15 protein-coding genes are annotated in these 21,094 nt (G+C 66.0%); 9 read left to right on the forward strand and 6 right to left on the reverse strand.

The genetic code is table 11. The annotated features are described in order from the left end of the window. Entirely contained in the window at positions 1 to 237 is a 237-nt protein-coding gene (locus ABNQ40_RS23250) for a hypothetical protein (RefSeq protein WP_146255520.1), read from the forward strand. After that, a complete protein-coding gene (locus ABNQ40_RS23255) occupies positions 234 to 1,094 on the forward strand; it encodes an SDR family oxidoreductase (protein ID WP_109051542.1) in 861 nt (286 codons plus the stop codon). The genes ABNQ40_RS23250 and ABNQ40_RS23255 overlap by 4 nt, the downstream gene beginning before the upstream one ends. A 190-nt stretch (positions 1,095 to 1,284) precedes the next feature. Here the strand turns inward: ABNQ40_RS23255 and ABNQ40_RS23260 are convergent, their stop codons facing one another. Then, positions 1,285 to 1,758: a sigma-70 family RNA polymerase sigma factor gene (locus tag ABNQ40_RS23260; RefSeq protein ID WP_042695558.1), complete on the reverse strand. Its 474-nt coding sequence runs from the start codon at positions 1,756 to 1,758 to the stop codon at positions 1,285 to 1,287. A 467-nt stretch (positions 1,759 to 2,225) separates the two neighbouring features. Next, positions 2,226 to 2,750 (reverse strand): N-acetyltransferase, encoded by a 525-nt coding sequence (locus ABNQ40_RS23265; protein ID WP_109051543.1) that lies wholly within the window; start codon positions 2,748 to 2,750, stop codon positions 2,226 to 2,228. A 179-nt stretch (positions 2,751 to 2,929) separates the two neighbouring features. On the opposite strand from ABNQ40_RS23265, the gene ABNQ40_RS23270 reads away from it, so the two are divergent. From ABNQ40_RS23270 to ABNQ40_RS23290, 5 genes are all read left to right on the forward strand, one after another. Then, positions 2,930 to 5,428 carry a glycogen/starch/alpha-glucan phosphorylase gene (locus ABNQ40_RS23270; RefSeq protein WP_109051544.1) on the forward strand — a complete coding sequence of 833 codons (2,499 nt, stop codon included), beginning with the start codon at positions 2,930 to 2,932 and terminating at the stop codon, positions 5,426 to 5,428. 287 nt (positions 5,429 to 5,715) lie between these two features. After that, a complete protein-coding gene (locus ABNQ40_RS23275) occupies positions 5,716 to 6,756 on the forward strand; it encodes an aspartate-semialdehyde dehydrogenase (protein ID WP_109051545.1) in 1,041 nt (346 codons plus the stop codon). Between the two features lie 134 nt (positions 6,757 to 6,890). Continuing rightward, positions 6,891 to 8,498, forward strand: coding sequence for a peptide chain release factor 3 (locus tag ABNQ40_RS23280; RefSeq protein ID WP_109051546.1), 1,608 nt, complete (start codon positions 6,891 to 6,893; stop codon positions 8,496 to 8,498). A 195-nt stretch (positions 8,499 to 8,693) separates the two neighbouring features. Next, on the forward strand, positions 8,694 to 10,265 hold the full coding sequence (locus ABNQ40_RS23285; protein ID WP_109051547.1) for a sensor histidine kinase: 1,572 nt from the start codon (positions 8,694 to 8,696) through the stop codon (positions 10,263 to 10,265). Next, on the forward strand, positions 10,258 to 10,638 hold the full coding sequence (locus ABNQ40_RS23290; protein WP_109051548.1) for a response regulator: 381 nt from the start codon (positions 10,258 to 10,260) through the stop codon (positions 10,636 to 10,638). The genes ABNQ40_RS23285 and ABNQ40_RS23290 overlap by 8 nt, the downstream gene beginning before the upstream one ends. Positions 10,639 to 10,648: 10 nt before the next feature. Here the strand turns inward: ABNQ40_RS23290 and ABNQ40_RS23295 are convergent, their stop codons facing one another. From ABNQ40_RS23295 to ABNQ40_RS23305, 3 genes are all read right to left on the reverse strand, one after another. Beyond that, positions 10,649 to 11,581 carry a transglutaminase family protein gene (locus tag ABNQ40_RS23295; protein WP_109051549.1) on the reverse strand — a complete coding sequence of 311 codons (933 nt, stop codon included), beginning with the start codon at positions 11,579 to 11,581 and terminating at the stop codon, positions 10,649 to 10,651. A gap of 4 nt (positions 11,582 to 11,585) precedes the next feature. Further along, positions 11,586 to 14,144, reverse strand: coding sequence for a circularly permuted type 2 ATP-grasp protein (locus ABNQ40_RS23300; RefSeq protein ID WP_109051550.1), 2,559 nt, complete (start codon positions 14,142 to 14,144; stop codon positions 11,586 to 11,588). A gap of 292 nt (positions 14,145 to 14,436) precedes the next feature. Further along, a complete protein-coding gene (locus ABNQ40_RS23305) occupies positions 14,437 to 17,790 on the reverse strand; it encodes a DUF2126 domain-containing protein (protein ID WP_109051551.1) in 3,354 nt (1,117 codons plus the stop codon). Between the two features lie 291 nt (positions 17,791 to 18,081). On the opposite strand from ABNQ40_RS23305, the gene ABNQ40_RS23310 reads away from it, so the two are divergent. Beyond that, positions 18,082 to 18,969 (forward strand): hypothetical protein, encoded by an 888-nt coding sequence (locus ABNQ40_RS23310; RefSeq protein WP_391349050.1) that lies wholly within the window; start codon positions 18,082 to 18,084, stop codon positions 18,967 to 18,969. Between the two features lie 31 nt (positions 18,970 to 19,000). Beyond that, positions 19,001 to 19,858: a lysozyme inhibitor LprI family protein gene (locus ABNQ40_RS23315; protein ID WP_109051552.1), complete on the forward strand. Its 858-nt coding sequence runs from the start codon at positions 19,001 to 19,003 to the stop codon at positions 19,856 to 19,858. Here ABNQ40_RS23315 and ABNQ40_RS23320 read toward each other — a convergent pair. Next, entirely contained in the window at positions 19,855 to 20,751 is an 897-nt protein-coding gene (locus ABNQ40_RS23320) for an aldose 1-epimerase (protein WP_109051553.1), read from the reverse strand. The two genes, ABNQ40_RS23315 and ABNQ40_RS23320, sit on opposite strands and share 4 nt — an antisense overlap. Between the last annotated feature and the right edge of the window lie 343 nt (positions 20,752 to 21,094).

The following is a 21,094-nucleotide window of genomic DNA, read 5'->3' on the forward strand; positions in this document are numbered from 1 at the left end:
ATGGGCATGATCCTCGGCCATACCAGTCCGACAAACGGCGCGATCATTGCTCACTTTCGAGACGAGCAATCCGGCACTGCCATCCTCTTTCGCGTCGCCCGGCCAAGTAACAAGGCAATGTCGCCGATTGTTCCGGCTCTCTTCTGTGAGGAACGCCGTGCATTGGGGTTTGTTGTGAATGTGCAACTCATCCCATCCATACCCGAACGGCTTGCCAACCAAGGAGAATACCTATGACTCAACAGGAAAGCAGGCAGCCGCCCCAGCATCAGGACACCCGGCCCGGCCATCAGGGTCCCATGGTACCGCAGCCCTCGGAAACCCGGCCTGGCTATCGCGGCAGTGGCAAGCTGCGCGACAAGGTTGCGCTGATCACTGGCGGTGACAGCGGCATCGGACGGGCCATCGCCGTGCTGTACGCACGTGAGGGTGCGAAGGTCGGCATCCTGTACCTGAACGAGGATGACGATGCCCGTGAGACCCGCCGGCTGATCGAAGCCGAAGGTCAACCCTGCACCATCCTGAGCGGCGACGTCGGCGACGAGGAGATCTGCCGCAAGGCGGTGGAGCAGCTCATCGGCGAGCATGGCCGCATCGACATCGTCATCAACAACGCGGCCGAACAGCATCCGCAGAAATCGATCGAGGACATCACCGCCGAACAGCTGGAGCGGACCTTCCGCACCAACATCTTCGGCCAATTTTATATGGTGAAGGCCGCGCTGCCGCACATGCACGAAGGGGCCTGCATCATCAACACCACGTCGGTCACCGCCTACAAGGGCAGTCCGGAATTGCTGGACTACTCCGCGACCAAGGGGGCCATCGTTGCCTTCACCCGGTCGCTGTCGATGTCGCTGGCCGACCGCGGCATCCGCGTCAATGCGGTGGCGCCCGGTCCGATCTGGACTCCGCTGATCCCCTCCACCTTCGACGAGGAGAAGGTGGAGAAGTTCGGCAGCAACGTGCCGATGAAACGTGCCGGCCAACCCGACGAGGTGGCGCCAGCTTATGTGTTCCTGGCATGCGATGACTCTTCTTATATGTCCGGTCAGGTACTGCACCCGAATGGCGGCACCGTGGTGAATGGCTGACGGACGACAGGCGGGCGGCTCCGACGCCAGCGGCACCGGAGCCGTCCCCGGTCATCTCGCGCGGTCGGCGTCTTCCGGACCCGGCGTGAAAAGCCCCACATAACGCGAACGCCCCCCGCAGCGGACTGCGGAGGGCGTTCATGGCCGATTTGGCGGGGACGTAGCACCGACATGGAGGAGTTCCGGTCGATCAGGCGGCCATCAGGTTGTTCAGCCGTTCCCGCGCCCGGCACAGGCGCGAGCGGATGGTGCCGATCGACACGTTCAGCGTTTCCGCCGCTTCCTGATAGGGACGGCCTTCGATGGCGACCAGCTTGACGACCTTGCGCTGGCTGGGGGTGAGGGAGGAAAAGGCCCGGTCGACATCGCGGAAAACCAGCCGCGACATCTGCGCCGCATCGACCGACATGGCGCCGTCCCACAGTTCCACCTTCGTCACATGGCGGTCGCGCTGCAGGTTGTTGAAGTGCAGGTTCTTCAGCATGGTGGTCAGCCATGCCTGCATGTTGGTGCCGGGTTCGAAACGATGCTGGCGCGACAAGGCACGGGCCAGGCAGTCCTGCAGCAGGTCTTCTGCGGCGTTGGCGTCACGGGTCAGCTTGCAGGCATAGCGCTGCAGGTTCGGCATGCAGCGGATCAGTTCGTTTTCGAACGAGTACGCCATGGTCTTTCATTCCTCCACGGTCTGTGTACGTCTCCCGCCGGCCTGGTCGGCGGCGGCGCCCGTCGCGGTCAGGCGGGGCGCGGAGCGGGGACGGCGTTGGGCTTTCCGGCGCGCAAAGGCGGCGCCACCGGTTCGAAGGGCTGACAGTGCTTTTTTCGGTCTTGAACGCTCAGGGCGTCCTGGGGATGGTCTCCCGGGGGCCCATGGGCCGGCCCGTCATCTGGCGCGGGTCGGCTGCCTCTGCGAGGTATTGCGGAACGATCCGGTCGGCGGTGGCGTCATTGAGGCGGTCCCGTTGTTGCCCGTCTTTGATCGTGTCGGGAGCTAAACGCGCCGTCCGCCGATGATGTTCCACCGCAGGATTCGGAAAGAGTGACATCGGTGGCAGAATCCGGCGATTCCGGTCCAGGCTCCGCTTGCCGGGCTTACCACCATCGAACGCGGCTGCCGGTGCGCACCTGCAACAGTCAGTGGCCGGGACCCAGCAGCTTTTCCAGGCGCAGCGCCGCCATTCCGTCTTCGTAATAATCCGGATAGGTGGAGAAACAGCGATAGCCGGCGGCGGTGTAGAGGGCGATTGCCGCAGAATTGTCGGCCCGCACCTCCAGCCTCATGCCGCGGCAGCCATGGTCGGCGGCGGCTTTCTCCAGGGCGGCAAGCAGGCTGCGGCCGAGTCCCTGCCCACGTTTGTCCGGGGCCACAGCGAAGGAGGTCAGCCGGGCGAAGGGCGTCCCGGCATGGAATCCGACGACCCCATAGCCGCCGGGCTGATAGGACGGCGGCCTTTCTTGCACCTTCGGTACTTGGCGGTATGCCACAAGCACCACACCTTTTGCTTGCCGGATCGCATAACGGAAGTTGCGCTGTGTCATCCGGTCGGTCGCGAAGCTCTGCTCCTCGATCGCCAGCAGCGCAGGAATATCGGCCGATTCGGCGTGGCGGATGCCGATGCATGCTGCATCGCAGTGGACAGGATTGGATTCGTGACGCATCGTTGATGGGAAATAGGGAAGGGGATGACAACCTACTCCCTTTTACCACAGCGAAACGACGGTAGGTTCCATCTGGGGAAAGCTTTGCTTAACCAACAGGGCAGACACTTCCCCAATATACGGAGCGCCGTCCTTCCAGCCGCCCGCTCCTATTGGCCTTTCACGCAGAAAGTCAGGACATGGACGCTCGGTTCAAATCTCGCGACATCGAACGCCGCAGCCTCGATGTCGATGGCCTCAAACGGTCGTTCCTGGAATGGCTGGTTTATTCGGTCGGCAAGGATGCACGCGCCGCCACGCGCCGCGACTGGTTCCACACCGTGGCGCTGGCCGTCCGCGACCGCGTCGTCGACCGCTGGATGGACACGACCCGCAGCTATTATCATGAAGACGCCAAGCGCGTTTATTACCTTTCCCTGGAGTTCCTGATCGGGCGCCTGCTGACCAACAGCCTGTCGAACCTGGGCATCGTGGACGAGTGCCGTCAGGCGCTCGACCGCCTCGGCCTGTCGATGGAGGATGTGGTCGACGCCGAGCCGGACGCGGCACTCGGCAACGGCGGCCTCGGCCGTCTGGCCGCCTGTTTCCTCGACAGCATGGCTTCCCAGAATCTGCCCGGCTACGGCTATGGCATCCGCTACGAGTTCGGCCTGTTCGAGCAGCGCTTCGAGAACGGCTGGCAGGTCGAATACCCCGAACAGTGGCTGCAATTCGGCAACCCGTGGGAATTCGCCCGTCCGGAGGTGCTGTATCCGGTCCAGTTCTACGGCCGCGTCGAAGAGTTCCGCGACAGCGTCGGCGAGCGCGCCTACCGCTGGGTCGATGCCGACCGCGTGCTGGCGATGGCCTATGACACGCCGGTCGTCGGATTCGGCGGCGAGACGATCAACACGCTGCGCCTGTGGTCGGCCCGCGCCACCCGCGACTTCAACTTCGGCCACTTCAACGACGGCGCCTATATGAAGGCGGTCGAGCAGAAGATCCTGTCGGAGAATCTCAGCCGCGTCCTCTATCCCAACGACGCGACGGAGACCGGCAAGGAGCTGCGGCTGAAGCAGGAGTATTTCTTCACCTCCGCTTCTCTGCAGGACATCCTGCGCCGCTACCTTCAGCATCACTCCACCTTCGAGAACCTGCCCAACAAGGCGGCGATCCAGCTGAACGACACCCACCCGGCCATCGGCATCGCCGAACTGATGCGCCTGCTGGTCGATCAGCATGCGCTGCGCTGGGACGACGCGTGGGAGATCACCCGCGCCACCTTCGCCTACACCAACCACACCCTGCTGCCCGAGGCGCTGGAAGCCTGGCCGGTGCGGATGATCGAGCGGGTGCTGCCGCGCCACATGCAGATCATCTACGAGATCAATGCCAAGTTCCTGAACCGCACCAAGGCGAAGGCGGCAGGGGACAATGCCAAGCTGTCGCGGCTGTCGCTGATCGACGAGCGCGGCGAGCGCCGCGTGCGCATGGGCAACCTCGCTTTCCTCGGTTCGCACAAGGTCAACGGCGTGTCGGCCCTGCACACCGACCTGATGAAGCAGACGGTGTTCGCCGACTTCCACGAGGAATTCCCGGACCGCATCAACAACAAGACCAACGGCATCACCCCGCGCCGCTGGCTGAAGCAGGCCAACCCGGCTTTGTCGGAGCTGATCACCACCCGCATCGGCGAGGGCTGGATCTCCGACCTGTCGCAGATCGCGGCCTTGCGCGAGAAGGCCGACGACGTGGTGTTCCGCGAGGAGTTCCGCCGGGCCAAGCGCAAGAACAAAAAGCGTCTGGCCGCCTATATCGCCCGCCAGACCGGCGAGGAGGTGCTGGTCGACAGCATCTTCGACGTGCAGGTCAAGCGCATGCACGAATACAAGCGCCAGCTGCTGAACGTGCTGCACACCATCGCGCTCTACAACGAGATGCGCGACAACCCGACGGTCAGCTGGGTTCCGGTGACCAAGGTGTTCGCCGGCAAGGCGGCGCCCTCCTATCACATGGCCAAGCTGATCATCAAACTGATCAACGACGTCGCCAAGGTGGTGAACCACGACCCGTCGGTGCACGACAACCTGAAGGTCGTGCTGCTGCCGAACTACAATGTGACCGCGGCGGAGATCATCATTCCGGCCGCCGACCTGTCGGAGCAGATCTCCACCGCTGGCATGGAGGCGTCGGGCACCGGCAACATGAAGCTGGCCCTGAACGGCGCGCTGACCATCGGCACGCTGGACGGCGCCAACGTCGAGATCCGCGAGCATGTGGGTGCGGACAACATCTTCATCTTCGGCATGACCGCGGATGAGGTGAACGACCTGCGCGCCAGCGGCGGTTTCAACCCGCGCGAGGTGATCGCGTCGAACCCCAGCCTGAAGCGGGCGCTCGACATGATCTCGACCGGCGCCTTCTCGCCGGACGACCGCAACCGCTACCACCCCATCGTCCAGGCGCTGACCGACGGCGGCGACCATTTCCTGGTGACGGCGGACTTCGCCGACTATTGCCGGGCGCAGGATGCCGCGATGCAGCTGTACCGCGACCCCGAGGAATGGACCCGCAAGGCCATCCTGAACACCGCCAACATGGGCTGGTTCTCGTCCGACCGTACCGTCAACGAGTATGCCGGCGAGATCTGGGACGTACACCCGGTCAAGCCGAGCCATGACGGCGAGGGGTTCCGGTAAAGCCGGTAATTTCTGAAAGGGCGAACGCGCAGGCGCTTTACAATGCCTGCGCGTTCGGATAAGAAGGCGTCATGAACCGCAAGGCCATCACCATCACTACGACCAAAAAAGCGACTCGCTTCGGCGGGCAGCGTCGTGGTGCGTGCTGATCGGATCGACCAGCGTTTCTTCCACGAGGCAGGCCCCGCCGGACAACGGACGGGGCCTCGTCGTATCCGGGGTCCGCTGTCCGAACGACCGATAGGCCGGTCCGATCAACAGTGCGATAGACAGGACGGAACCCCGCCATGAGCAGCAGCAACGCCTCCGCTTCTTCCAAGTCCCTCCGCGTCGCCGTGGTCGGCGCCACCGGCGCCGTCGGCCGCGAGATGGTCAAGGTCCTTCACGACCGCAACTTCCCGGTCGCCGAACTCGGCCTGTTCGCCTCCGAGCGGTCCGCCGGCAAGGTTCAGGACACCCCCTATGGCGCCCTGACCCTGACGGCTTTCGATGCCGCGGTGGTGAAGGGGTACGACGTTGTCCTGCTGGCGGTGTCGGGCGATTTCGCCAAGGCGCACGCCAAGGATCTGGCCTCGGCCGGTGCGCTGGTGATCGACAACAGCTCCGCCTTCCGCTACGACGCCGACATCCCGCTGATCGTTCCGGAAATCAACGCCCACGTCTTCCGCGAGGCGTACGCTGCCGGGTCGCGCCTGATCGCCAACCCGAACTGCACCACGGCCATCGCCGTCGTGGCGCTCGGTCCGCTGCACAAGGCCTTCGGCATCAAGCGCGCCATCGTCTCCACCTATCAGGCGACCAGCGGCGCGGGCGCCGAGGGCATGGCCGAGCTGGAAGAGCAGACTCGCAACCAGCTGGACGGCAAGCCGGTCACCAACAGCGTGTTCCGCCACCCGATCCCCTTCAACCTGATCCCCCAGATCGACGCCTTCCAGGAGAACGGCTACACGAAGGAGGAGATGAAGGTCACGTGGGAGACGCGGAAGATCATGGAGGTTCCGGATCTGCCGGTCAGCTGCACCGCCGTCCGCATTCCGACCTACCGCGCCCATTCCGAGGCCATCACGCTGGAGACCATCCAGCCGGTCACGCCCGACGCTGCCCGCGCCGTCCTGGCCGACGCCGCCGGCGTGAAGGTGGTGGACGATCCGGCCAACGGCGCCTACCCGATGCCGCTGAACGCCACCGGCCAGTATGACGTCGAGGTCGGCCGCATCCGCAACAACATCGTCTTCGGCGATCATGGCCTGGACCTGTTCGTCTGCGGCGACCAGCTGCTGAAGGGCGCCGCCCTGAACGCCGTGCAGATCGCCGAGCTGGCGCTGTAAGGCAGACGGCAATGCTCTGGAATCCCAGGGCAGGCACTGCTATGTAATGCGACGGGGGCCGACGGGCGTGTTTCGCCTGTCGGCCCTTTCGCCGTTCGTACCGTATAACGCCTTCAAGTCACGGGATTCTGCGCATGTCCGAACTTCAGGACGCCGTCTCCCGCCGTCGGACCTTCGCCATCATCGCGCACCCCGACGCCGGTAAGACCACGCTCACGGAAAAGCTGCTGCTGTTCGGCGGTGCCATCCAGATGGCCGGTGCCGTCAAGGCGCGCGGCGAGCAGCGGCGCGCCAAGTCGGACTGGATGAAGGTGGAGCGCGAGCGCGGCATCTCGGTGACCGCCTCCGTCATGACATTCGATTTCGACGGGCGCACCTTCAACCTGCTCGACACGCCGGGCCACGAGGACTTCTCGGAGGACACCTACCGCACGCTGACCGCGGTCGACAGCGCGGTGATGGTGATCGACGGCGCGAAGGGCATCGAGGCGCAGACGCTGAAACTGTTCGAGGTCTGCCGTCTGCGCGACGTGCCGATCATGACCTTCTGCAACAAGATGGACCGCGAGGCGCGCGATCCCTTCGACCTGATCTCGGAGATCGAGAGCGCGCTGGCGCTGGAGGTCACGCCGGCCAGCTGGCCCATCGGCATGGGCCGCGACTTCCTGGGCTGCTACGACCTGATCCGCGACCGGCTGATCCTGATGGACCGCAGCAAGGGCGACGAGATCGACGAAGGCATCGAGTGCAACGGCCTGGACGATCCCCGTCTGGACGAGCTGCTTCCCGCCCACGCCGTCGCCAAGCTGCGTGAAGAGGTGGAGATGGCGCGCGGCCTGATGCCGGCCTTCGATCTGGAGGCCTATCGCGCCGGCCATCTGACCCCGATCTATTTCGGCTCCGCCATCAACAATTTCGGCGTGCGCGAGCTGCTGTCCGGTCTGGCGGAGAACGCCCCGCCGCCGCGTCCGCAGCCGGCCGATCCGCGCACCGTCGAACCGGACGAGGAGAAGGTCACCGGATTCGTGTTCAAGGTCCAGGCCAACATGGACCCGAACCACCGCGACCGCATCGCCTTCGTCCGTCTCTGCTCCGGCCGTTACAAGCGCGGCGCCAAGCTGAAGCACATCCGCTCCGGCAAGCTGATGGCGGTGAACAACGCCGTTCTGTTCCTCGCCCGCGACCGAGAGGTTGCGGAGGAGGCATGGCCCGGCGACATCATGGGCATCCCCAACCATGGCAGCCTTCGCATCGGCGACACGCTGACGGAGGGCGAGGATCTGCGCTTCACCGGCGTGCCGAGCTTCGCGCCGGAACTGTTGCAGCGCGTCCGCCCGGACGACCCGATGCGGGTGAAGCACCTGCGCAAGGCGCTGGAGCATTTCGCCGAAGAAGGCGCTTCCCAGGTGTTCAAGCCGCTGACCGGCGCCGACTGGGTCGTCGGTGTCGTCGGCCAGCTGCAGTTCGAGGTTCTGGCCTCGCGCATCGAGGCGGAATACGGCATCGCCGCCCGATTCGAGGGTGCGGGGCTGGACGCCGCCCGCTGGGTCGAGACCGACGACAAGGTTCAGCTGGAAAAGTTCATCGAGCTGAACCGCTCGGCGCTGGCCGAGGACCATGACGGCGCACTGGTGTTCCTCGCCCGCAACGCCTGGCACCTGAACCGCGCGCAGGAGGATTTCCCGGCGCTGCGCTTCCTGAAGACACGCGAGCAGAATCGCAAGGTCCACACCGCCGCGTGACGCAAACGCCCGCTCACGTGGCCGTAACCACGGAGCGGGCGTCCTTTCAGTAGAGAAACCTCACAGATCTGCCCTTAACGGATTGACGGCTTGACGGAGTCGGTCCGGTGGCGGAACGTGTGCCGATGCGTCAGTTGGTTTCGACGCCTAATCAACGTCCTCCGTCGGACGGGCACGGTGGGAAAAGAGGCGGACATGGCGGTGGGATTGGAAGAGCTTCTGGACACCGGCGGTTTCGTGCCCCATGGGGTCTGCCTGCTCTGGCGCCCCGACATCCTGATGCTGCATGTCGCGTCGGACGTGCTGATCGGCCTGTCCTATTTCTCGATCCCGGTGGCCCTGATCTATTTCGTGATGCGCCGCCGCGACGTGGCCTTCGGCTGGATGGCGCTGCTGTTCGCGCTGTTCATCATCGCCTGCGGCACCACCCATTTCCTGTCGGTCTGGACCTTGTGGACTCCCGACTATGTGCTCGAAGGTCTGGTGAAGCTGATCACCGCTTTCGCCTCGCTGGCGACCGCCGCGGCGCTCTGGTGGTTGATGCCGCGCCTGTTGGCCCTGCCCAGCCCGCGGGAGCTTGAGGCAAGCAACCGCGCCCTGGAACTGGAGGTGGCGACCCGGCGCGAAATGGAGGCCCGCTATTCGGGCTTCTTCAACAACCTGGGCGAGGCGCTGTTCATCGTCCAGGTTCTTCCCGACGGTGACTTCGCCTACGACGCGATCAATCCGGCATTGGCGAGAATCGGCGGCTTGGACCCCGATCTGATGCGGAACCGCCGTGTCCGAGATGCGGTGAACCCGGAACTGGCCGATCTGGTCATCCCGCGCTACGCCGCCTGCCGCGACAGCGGCAAATCCATCGATTACGAAGAGACGCTGGACATGCCGGCCGGCCAGCGCGTTTTCCACACCATGCTCGTGCCGGTCAAGGACGCCGCCGGCCGGGTCGTCCAGATCCTTGGCAGCGGCCGCGACGTGACCGAACGCAAGCGCTTGCAGGAGGAGGTGATCCAAACCTCCAAGCTGGCGACGCTGGGCACGCTGGCTGCGGGCATGGCGCACGAGATGAGCCAGCCGCTGAACGTCATTCGTCTGTGGACGGAAAACACCCTGACCCGCCTGCATGACAATCTGCTCGAACCCGCCCGTGCGGAGAAGGCGTTGAAGCTGGTGATCGAGCAGACCGAGCGCATGGGCAAACTGATCGACCATGTTCGCATGTTCGGGCGACGGGACGGCGGAGGCATGCGGACCTTCCATCCCGCCGACTGCGTTCAGAGCGCGGTCGAGCTTGTCCGCCATCAATATCGTCAGGAAGACATCGAGATCGTCGAGAAAGGCTGGGCGGCGCAACTGGCGGTATCCGGACGGCCACTTGAACTGGAGCAGGTGATCCTCAACCTGTTTTCGAACGCACGCGACGCGATCGTCGCACTTCGTGCAACGGGTGGAGCAGCGGGACGCATCATGGTGGCGGTCGGCGACGATCCCGACGGGTATAGCGTGGTCATCCAGGTGACCGACGATGGCGGCGGGATCGATCCCTCGGTGCTGCCACAGATATTCGATCCCTTCTTCACCACCAAGGAGGTCGGCAAGGGATCCGGCCTGGGGCTGTCGATCGGCTATGGAATCATCGACGGCATGGGTGGGCGGATCGAAGCGCGCAACGTCGATCTGGAAGGTGGAGGCCGCGGCGTCCGCTTCACCATCACGCTGCCGAGCCAACCGGTCTCCTCAGTCGACAGGGAGTTCTCGCATGCCTGATCGGTTCCATATCCTGATCGCGGAAGACGAGGTGCTGGCGGCCATGGCGCTGGAGGACTTCCTGTCCTTCAAAGGCTTCCGGGTGACCGTCGCCGCCAATGGGGTGGAGGCGCTGGAGCGCTATGCCGCCGAGCGGATACACGCGCTGGTGACCGACCTTCGCATGCCGCGCATGGATGGCGAGACGCTGATCCGAGAAATCCGTGACCGCGACGCCACCCTGCCGGTGGTGGTGATGACCGGTTACCTGACGGAGGACAGCGACCTGAAGCAGGAGCGCTGGAAACCGCTGGAGATCTTCAGCAAGCCGGTCAACCCGCGCACCATCTGCAACACGCTGCACCGTATGCTGGGCATACCGCTGGAAGCCTGAGGCGTTTCCCTTAGTCTTCCAGCGGTTCGACGTCCACGCTGACGGTCAGGCCATGGCCGGCTCCACCCAGCAGGACGCCACGGGCCGGGCTGACGTCGTCATAATCGCGTCCCCAGGCGATTGTAATGAAGTCGCGGTTGGCGATGCAGGCGTTGGTCGGGCAGATGTCGAGCCAGCCGGCGGTCGCCCCGCACCAGACCGAGGCCCAGGCATGGCTGACGTCCGCACCCACCAGCCGCGGCTGGCCGGGCGGGGGCAGGGTACGCAGATAGCCCGAGACATAGCGTGCCGGCAGTCCGATGGCGCGGGCGCAGCCGACGGCGATATGGGCAAAGTCCTGGCAGACGCCTCGGCGGTTGCGCATCACGGACGCCAGCGGAGTCGCGACCGTGGTGGCCGTGGGATCGAAGGCGAACTCGCGGTTGATGCGGTTCATCAGGCTGATGGCCGCCGCGACCGCCGGACGGCCCGGCGTGAAGCTTCCCCGGACATAGTCCAGCAGTTCCGGACTGGAGGCGACCAGCGCGCTGTCGAAGCAGTATTGCGTGATCTCCGCACCGTCGTCCGGCCCTGTCAGGCCGCGCAGGCTGTCGCGCACATGCTCCCACGCTGGCGAATCGTCGGGCACCAATGCGGGCGGATCGAACACTTCCACTTCGCTTTCGGCGATGACGGAGAAAGTCCGGTGCGGCTCCTGCACGGCGACGTAGGTGACGGTGTTGCCGAAATAATCCACCCGCTCCGTCCGCACGGCCGGGACCGGGTCGATGGTCAGCAGGCTGCGCCGGATGCGCTGGCGCGGGTGCGGCCGGGCGGTCAGGTGCAGCAGATGGTGGGAGATCGGCACGTCCTCGCCATAGTCGTAGGCGGTGGAGTGGCGCAGGCGATAGCGGGTGGAAAGATCGCTGCTGCCGGAAGCGGGAGCGGAGGGCGGAGGCGTCATCGCTTCAGGCCGATCTTGCGAAGGCATGGCTGAAATAGGCGTGAGCCAGGAAATTCGACACGTCCGGCAGCGTCATCGCCAGCGTGTCCAGCAGCGTGCGCAGCGCCTCGCTGGAGGCCATGGCGTCGGTGCGTTCCAGGCTGTTGCGCGCGGCGGCGACGATGGCCAGCGCGCCGCCGGTCGGGTCCGTCCCGGTGCCGACGCCCTGGCTGGGCAGCGCCCGCATGTGCCGGTCGAGTGCCGCCAGCTGGAAAGCCAGCGCACGGGGGTTGGCTTCCTCGCCCAGCAGCAGGTCCAGCACAGGCGTGCGCAGCACGCTGGTCAGGTGGCGGGCGCGATAGGTCATCACGCTCTCGCCCAACTCCAGCAGCACCGACAGGGTGGCGGCCTGCATCGGCTCGTCCTGGCGGTCGAGATCGGCGACATGGACCCCGCGCATCAGCGCCACCATATGCAGCGACCGCTCGATCCGCCGGCCGATGTCGAGGAAGCGCCAGCCGGCCCCCCGCGTCATGCTATCCTGTTCAAGGCCGGAGAAGGCGGCCAGCATGATCATCGCATCGTCCAGCCGCAGCAGCAGCGAGGCCGCGTCCATGCGTCCCTTCGGCTGCTGGGTCTGGCGGTCGATTGCCGATACCACCCGCCACATGTCCATCGACAGGCGGTCGCGCACCGAATAGGCGGTGCGGTGCAGCCTCAGCACCTGGGCACGCAGGCTGTTGGGATGGTCCGGGTCCGTCACCGCCGCATGCAGCGCATCGCGCAGGCCGCGGCTGGTGCCGCTTTCCGTCACCCGCGCCAGTTCCGCCGGGATCATGCCGAGCGAACCGAGCAGGTCGAGCAGCGGGCGCTGCTGCAAGGTGGCGCCCGGCATGTTGCTGTCGATCAGGCGGCTTTGCGTCGCGCGCAGCAGACGCAGCGCGCCCTCCGCCCGTTCGGCATAGCGGCCGAGCCAATAGAGACCGTCGGCAACGCGGCTGGGCAGGTCGTTGGCGGATGGACGCGCACCGCTGGCCGTCGGCTCCATTGCCAGCGCAGACGGGCGCGGCTGGCCGGATACCACGTCGGCACGCCGCGGCGCCAGGATCCAGGTATCCTTGCTGCCGCCGCCGCTCTGCATCGACACGACCAGCCGCCCCGATTCGCTGGACACGCGGGTCAGGCCGCCGGGCATCACCGCATAGCCGCCGCTGGGGGTGGCGCAGAGGAAGACGCGCAGCACCAGCGGGCGCGGCTGGAGCCGGCCGTCCTGCCAGACCGGGGCGGTGGAGAGCGCCATCTGCTCCTGCGCCACGAAATACCAGGGGCGGCGCTTGATCCGCTCGGTCAGGGCAGAGCGTTCGGCAGCCGACAGCTGGGCGCCGAAGATCGGCTCGAAGGACAGCGACGGGAAGGCCGGCTTGATCACCAGACCGTCGAGATGGTCGATGACGTAGGCGCGTTCCGCATCGTTGCCGCACCACCAGCTGGCGACGCCGGGCAGCCGCAGTTCTTCCCCCAGCAGGTGGCGGCACAGCGTCGGCAGCGACGACTTCATCGCCATCGATTCCATCAGGCCGGAGCCGAGCGCGTTGGCCATCACGACGGTGCCGGCCCGAACCGCCTCGATCAGCCCGGCGACGCCGAGCGAACTGTCGGCGCGCATCTCCAGCGGGTCGGCGAAATCGGCGTCGAGCCGGCGCAGGATGACGTCCACCTGCTCCAGCCCGGACAGAGTCTTAAGATAGACCGTCCGGTCGCGCACCGTCAGATCCGCCCCTTCCACCAGGGTCAGACCGAGATAGCGGGCGAGATAGACATGCTCGAAATAGGTTTCGTTGTAGGGGCCGGGGGTCAGCAGCACCACGCGCGGCAATCGCCCGGCGGCACTGGTCCGCGGCGCGATGGAGAAAAGCGTTTCCTTGAAGGTGTCGAAGAAGCCGCTCAGCCGCTCCACTTGGCAATGGCGGAAGCTGTCGGGCAGGACCTTGGCGATAACCGCGCGGTTTTCCAGCGCATAGCCGCTGCCGCTCGGCGCCTGGGTCCGGTCGGACAGCACCCACCAGCGACCGTCGGGCGCACGGGCGAGGTCGACGGCGTAGAAATGCAGATGGACGTCGTTCGGAACCCGGATGCCGTGGACCGCGCGGCGGAAGCCGGGGTCGGCATGGATCACCGATGGCGGCAACCGGCCATAGCGGGTCAGCGTCTGCGGTCCATAGATGTCGGTCAGGATGGCGTTCAGCAGCGACGCCCGCTGGATCAGCCCCGATTCGATAGCCTTCCATTCATGGGCCGGCAGCAGTAGCGGCATCATGTCGAGCGGCCAGGGCCGCTCCATCCCGTTGGGATCGCCGTAGATGTTGTAGGTGACGCCGTTCTGGTGCAGAAGCCGCCGCGCTTCCTCCCAGCGTTGCGCCATCTGTTCGGAGTCGAGCGGCCCCAGCGAACTCATGAAAATCTGCCAGTGCGGCCGCAGCCGGCCCTGGCCGTTCACCATCTCGTCATAGACCTGTCCGGAGCCGTAGCCGATGGCGTCGGCCTCGCCGAACAGCGATCCCTGGGTGAAAGGGACCGGCGGCATCCCGGACGGGACCACGGATGCCGGCGCGCGGAATGGCTGATCGGGCTGGGACAAGGTCTGACTGGTGCGTATTGCCTATGAAGGAAGCAACAGTCTGAACGTCCCCGCCCGTCGATGCAAGGCTGGTGGACCTGGGATCCATCCGAAAGAGGAAAGATTCCGTGGCGATCCTGTCATCGATGGATGATCGCAGACCGGTGTCCTGAAACGAAAAAACCGGAGCGCCGCGCAAGGCGACGCTCCGGCTTGCCGGAAATTGCGGACCGATCCGACGCCGTCGGGTCGTCGAAACTCAGCCCCGCCGCAGATCCAGTGTCATCGGGAATTGCGGGTTGCGTTCCTCCGCCGGGCTGTCCATCGGGCCGGGGGTATGGCCGAAGGGGAAGAAGCGGGCCAGACGGCGCCCTTCCGCCTCGTTGGCATTAACCGGGAAGGTCTCGTAGTTGCGCCCGCCCGGATGCATGACGTGATAGGTGCAGCCGCCGATGGACCGGCCGGCCCAGCTGTCCAGGATGTCGAAGATCAGCGGGGTGTGGACCGGGATCGTCGGATGCAGGCAGGAGGGGGGCTGCCACGCGCGGTAGCGCACGCCGCCGACGAACTCGCCCTCCACCCCGGTCGGGATCAGCGGCACGCGCCGGCCGTTGCAGGTGATGACATGGCGGGCGTCGATCAGGCCGCTGACGCGGACCTGCACCCGCTCCACCGAGCTGTCGACATAGCGCACCGTGCCGCCGCCGCCCGGTTCCTCGCCCAGGACGTGCCAGGGCTCCAGCGCCATGCGCAGTTCCATGGTGATGCCGCGCTGGTTGACATGGCCGTAGACCGGGAAGCGGAAGTTGAAGTGCGGCGCGAACCAGCTGTCCTCCAGCGGATAGCCATGGTCGCGCAGATCCTGCAGCACGTCGGCCATGTCCTGCTGGAGGAAGTGCGGCAGCATGAAGCGGTCGTGAAGCTCGGTGCCCCAGCGCACCAGACGGCCTTTGTAGGGATGCTTCCAGAAGCGCGCGACCAGCGCCCGCATCAGAAGCTGCTGGGTCAGGCTCATCTCCGCATGCGGCGGCATCTCGAAGGCGCGGAACTCGACAAGGCCGAGGCGGCCGGTGGAGCTGTCCGGCGAATAGAGCTTGTCGATGCAGAACTCCGCCCGGTGGGTGTTGCCCTGCACGTCGACCAGCAGGTTGCGCAGCACCCGGTCGACCAGCCAGGGCGGACAGTTGCCGCTCGCCGCCGCCTGATCGATCTGGTTGAAGGCGATCTCCAGCTCATAGAGCTGGTCGTCGCGCGCCTCGTCCACCCGCGGCGCCTGGCTGGTCGGGCCGATGAACAGGCCGGAGAAGACGTAGGACAGGGCGGGGTGGTTCTGCCAGTAGGTGATCAGGCTGCGCAGCAGGTCGGGGCGGCGCAGGAAGGGGCTGTCGGCCGCGGTGGCGCCGCCCATCACCACATGGTTGCCGCCGCCGGTGCCGCAATGGCGCCCGTCGATCATGAACTTCTCCGCCCCCAGGCGGGACTGGCGCGCATCCTCGTACAGGGTGATGGTGTTGCGCACCAGATCGTCCCAGCTGTGGGCCGGGTGGATGTTCACCTCGATCACGCCGGGGTCCGGGGTGACGGCCAGCGAGTTCAGCCGCGGGTCCTTCGGCGGCTGGTAGCCTTCGATGACCACCGGCATCTCCAGTTCGACCGCCGTCGCCTCGATCTCCGCCAGCATCGCCAGATAGTCTTCCAGCGTGCTCATCGGCGGCATGAACAGGTGCAGGCGACCGTTGCGCGCCTCGCAGCTCAGGGCGGTGCGCACCACCCACCAGGCCGACTTGCCGTCCTCCGGCAGTTCGTCGCGGATTTCCGCCATGATGCGCTGGCGTTGGGCGATCCGCTTGTCCGTGTGGACGCCGCGGTCGGATTCCTGAACGGCGCCGCGGATCTCCTGCCGGCGCTGCACCGGATGCGGCGGCAAGGGGCCGCGATCCTCGAACGGGTCGGTTTCCCAGGCATAGGGATAGTCGGACTTCGACACCCAGGGCAGGGACCCCAGCGGCAGGCGGTAGCCGACCGGGCTGTCGCCGGGGATCAGCAGCAGCTTCTCCTGGCGCAGCGGCCATGTGCTGGAGAGCCAGACCGGACCCTGCTGGGTCATGCGGCGGTTGATCGGCATGACGAAGCCCACCGGCTCCGCCAGGCCGCGGGTGAAGACGCGGGTCAGCCGCTCCCGCTCCTCCTTGTCCTCCAGCTTGCTGTTCAGCGGATCGACATTGATGGGAAGCTGCGATTCCTTGCGCAGGTAGTGCCAGGGATCCTCATAGGCGCCGAGCACGAGGTTCGGGTCGAGGCCCAGCCGCTTCGCCAGCGCCATCAGGAAGACGCCGGCATCCTGCGCCGTGTGGCCGTAATCGGTGTCCTCGCGTGCCAGCAGGTCGCTGTTCGCCCACAGCGCCCCGCCGTCGCGGCGCCAATAGACGGTCATCGCCCAGCGTGGCAGGGATTCGCCGGGATACCATTTGCCCTGGCCGAAATGCAGCAGCCCCCCGGGGGCGAAACGCGCCATCAGCCGATGGATCAGGTCGGCGGCCATCCTGCGCTTTTGCGGACCGAGCGCCGTCGTGTTCCACTCGGCGCCGTCCATGTCGTCGATGGACACGAAGGTCGGCTCGCCGCCCATGGTCAGGCGGACATCCTCGGCCTTCAGATCCTCGTCGACGCGGTGGCCCAGCGCCTCGATGGCCGCCCATTGCTGCGGGTTGTAGGGCTTGGTGACTCGCGGCGCCTCGTAGATGCGGGTGACCGACATCTCATGGCCGAACTCGACCTCCGCCTCATCGACGAGGCCGGAGATGGGGGCGGCGGAAGACGCATCGGGGGTACAGGCCAGCGGGATGTGCCCTTCGCCCGCCAGCAGGCCGGAGGTCGGATCCAGCCCGACCCAGCCGGCACCGGGGAGGAACACCTCCACCCAGGCATGCAGGTCGGTGAAGTCGCTTTCCGGACCGGACGGGCCGTCCAGCGCCTTCTGGTCGGTGGTCAGCTGGATCAGGTAGCCGGAGACGAAGCGGGTGGCGAGCCCCAGGTGACGCAGGATCTGCACCAGCAGCCACGCCGAATCGCGGCAGGATCCGGTGCGCTTGGTCAGCGTCTCCTCACAGCTCTGGATGCCGGGTTCCAGCCGGATGACGTAGCCGATCTCCTGCTGAAGCCGCTGGTTCACGGCCACCAGGAAGTCGATGGTCGGCGTCTTGTCCCGCGGGATGTCGGTCAGGTAGGCGGCCAGTTCCGGACCCGGCTCCTCCGTCTCCAGATAGGGGCGCAACTCGCGCTGCAGCCAGTCCTCGTAGGCGAAGGGGATGTGGCTCGCCTTCTCCTCCAGGAAGAAGTCGAACGGGTTGATCGCGGCGATCTCGGCGACCAGATCGACCTCGACAACGAACTCGCGGGTCTTTTCCGGGAAAACGAATCGGGCCTGGAAATTCGATTGCGGGTCCTGCTGCCAGTTCAGGAAATGCTGCTTGGGCGTGACCTTCAGGGAATAGCTGAGGATCGGTGTCCGGCAATGGGGCGCCGGGCGCAGCCGGATGATCTGGGGGCCGAGGGAGACCGGCCGGTCGTAGCGATAGATCGTCTTGTGGTTCAGCGCGACGTGGATCGCCATTGAAAACCCCGCCTCATGCCTGTTCGATGATGTTCGCGCCATGGTTTGGTCCAGGGTCGCCGCCGCAACGGTAACACCGATAAATCCGCCCCGACAGGGTGCCCCGCCGCCGATCCTACCGCAGTTGCGAAAAAGTCACGAAGTTGCCTGTGACGCGCGCTGCGGCTTTCTTCCGTTCGCGTTACCCTTTATATCCTAAGCGAACGGGCTGGCGTTGCGGCGGGGATTCGCGTCTGGATGGTGTCGGTGGCGGCTTTTTCATCAGCGGGCGGCAACCGGGGTTCCGGCGGTATGGGCGACGCGGGTCCGGGCGGCGCCGGGCGGGGAGTCGTCACCGGAAAATATTTCAATTTCAAGCCGCTGCCGCCTCCGGCCGACATCCTCGGCAACCCGCTGGTCGTTCCCAACCTGCCGACGCACAAGCTGCCGAAAGAGACCTTCGGCAGCCGGGTGAAACGGTTTCTTGCCCGGATGAATCTGGGAAGCCAGTCGGCGGAGACCCGCCTGCGCTGGAAGCTGTACGACACCATTCAGGCGACGATGGCGTCGCTGTCGCCCGCCGTCACGCTGGTTGCGGAGAAACGGGCGCCGGCAAAGAGCAAGAAGCTGTCAGTTCCCATCGTCGTCGTGCGCCATCCCTATCACCTGCGCCACGTGTTCGAGATGCTGCCGAACATCCCCGACATTCATGCGGCGGAACGGCGTTTTCTTGAGTTGCTGATGACCCGTGCGCTGAAGCGCTACGGCGAGCAGATGGCGCTGATCAAAGGCAGTCCCTTCTCCTTCGAGCATGAAGCACGGGAGTATTTTTTCGCCGGCTTCCGGTTGGAAAAGCAGATCAAGAAGGTCAACAGTCCCGACGAGCGCTTCGCCGCGTTGCAAGCCATCCACACCAGCTATTTCCACGGCCGAAATTATTACTATTTTGCTCTGCTCCGGCGGGAAAAGCTGGCGCCCGACAACAAGCTGTTCATGCTGTTTGCCCGAGCCGTCTATTTCATGGCCCGTGTCGACTGGAATGGTGAGCTGCTGGACAAGCCCAACCCGCGCATGCTGCCCAGCCGCGACGACATGCTGTTTTTCGTGGAGCGTGACAAGTCGGTCGTGACGCGCTATCGCACCGATCAGGATTTCCAGCGTCAGGTCAAGGCCGTGCTGGAGGCTTTCCCCGCTTCGTGACGTCCCGTTTCCCCATCCAAGGTTTCCTGCGATGCGCGCCCTGTCCCTGGTTGGCGGTTTTCTGGCTGCCGGCTCCCTGCTCTCGGTCATGACCGCGGTCCCCGCCCTTTCGGCTTCGGCGGATACCCCGTCGCCCGAAGCGGTGGCTCCGGCTGCGCCCGCCTGCGAAGCGGCGGAGACCCCGGTCGCGCAGCTGATGTGCCGCGATCCGAAGCTTGCGGAGGCCAGTGCGGCGATGGATGCCGCGCTGGCAGCACTGGGGACCACCACCGACGACGCCGGGCGTGCGGCGATTGCGGATGCCCAGACCGTCTGGCGGGCACGCCGGGACGAGGCCTGTCAGGTGACCGCGGCCGATCTTGCCGACTCGAAGACCGGCAAGACCCGCAGCGACTGCCTGTTGCGCGTTCTTCGCCAGCGCACGGCCGCGCTGGAGACGGAGCGTCAGGCGCGCTCGCATCCGGTCGGCGACCTGCCGCTGTCCGTCACCGGTGCCGCCGCCCGCCGGTTCGACACACCCGAGCCGCATATCCCGCCGTTCAGCCGCAAGGTGGCCCTGTCGACTCTCGCCGGCCGCTGGGCCAAGGCCGATCCGACCGACCGTGCCGCCATCGACGATTGCCGCAGCTCCTACCTGGAGATCGGGGCAGACCGCGGCCTGCAAGCGGTGGATGCGCGGCTGCCGCAGTTTCCGCTGAACGGCACGCTGGCGGGCGACGGCGATCCGCTCCGGGGGGTGGCGCTCCTGCCCGCCGGTCCGGCGGAAGGCACACCGGCACCCCTGGCGACCCTGCGGCTGTTGCCGGCCGATTCGCCGCGCCTCGACCGGCTGGTCCTGCGCATGCAGCCGCCGGCGACCTTCGCCGCTGAATTCGTGCGCTGCCGCTAAAGCCGCGACAGCAGGAAGCGGACGGTCAAGGACAGCCGTTCGCCCGGCGGCAGGGCGATCACGCCGGCATCGGGCTCCTGCGGGCGGTTCAGCGCATCGGTCATGTGGGTGACCGGCTCCAGACACAGGTAAGGTTCGTCCGCCGGAGCATAGACGATCAGGTGAGCGGCCGGCCCATCGGCAAGCATGGTCAGGCGCAGCCGCTCCTGCGGGCGGTCGAGCGTCGCCGAACCGCTCCAACCGGTGAAGCCATTGTCCAGCGCCACACGGTCCATCGTCACGCCGTGGCGGAAATCCCAGACCGGGGGTAGCGGGCGCTTGCGGCAGGGCAGGATGGTCTCGTCATTCTCCCACATGCTGCTGACATCGGCGGTCACCCGACTGCCCGGCGTCTTGACGAAATAGGGGTGCAGGCCCAATCCGGCCGGCATGTCGCTATCGGCCTCGTTGATGAGGTCCAGGGTGACGGTCAGACCCTCGCCGTCCAGCGCCACGGTCTGCGCCGCGCGATAGCTCCAGGGCCAATTGTCCCCCCGGTGGGTGAAGGCCATCCGCAAGGCATCGTCGGTCACAGCCTCGACGTTCCACGGGGTGGACCAGCCATGGCCGTGGATGCGGTGCGGCGATCCGGGGTCGGTCGCCAGTCTCACCTCCCGGCCCTGAAAGACGAAGCGGCCGCCGCCGATGCGGTTGGAAAAGGGAACCAGGGGAAAACAGGCCATGTCAGGGGCGAAATCGCCGGCCAGCGCTCGGTCGGACGCCCGCCGGAACAGTTCCACCGGACCATCGGGGGTGGACAGGCTCCAACTCGCCAGCGAGCCACCGCAGCGGGGGGCCGCCGTGAGAGTCATCGGCCCGTGTCGCAACGCGATGATGGTGCCGTTCCGGATCATGCGTTTCTCCCATCGTCAGCGTTCCGATTTTTTATCGCACATGCGAAGAGCGAAGGGAACGGGCCCCGCAGTCAACAGGCCGCATGGCGCAATGCTGACACAACTCTTGTGTTTTTGATGAAAAATGCGGGTATCGTACACTCGTCATTTACCCTCGCTGCGCAAACATGCTTCTCCGGCGGTATATTCCGGCGGCGTGCCCTGGCCGGTGCGGCACGCCGGCTTGATCAACAACGCAGGCGCGGCGCCGTTGTTGCGCCCCGGCTGCACCATCCGCCACCTGATGGAAAGGCCCTGAGTGTCCAGTCCCCAGCTCAGCCGCGCAACCCCGACACCCCAGCCG

It is taken from the genome of Azospirillum sp. A23 (assembly GCF_042938965.1).
In the GTDB taxonomy this organism is placed as follows: domain Bacteria; phylum Pseudomonadota; class Alphaproteobacteria; order Azospirillales; family Azospirillaceae; genus Azospirillum; species Azospirillum melinis.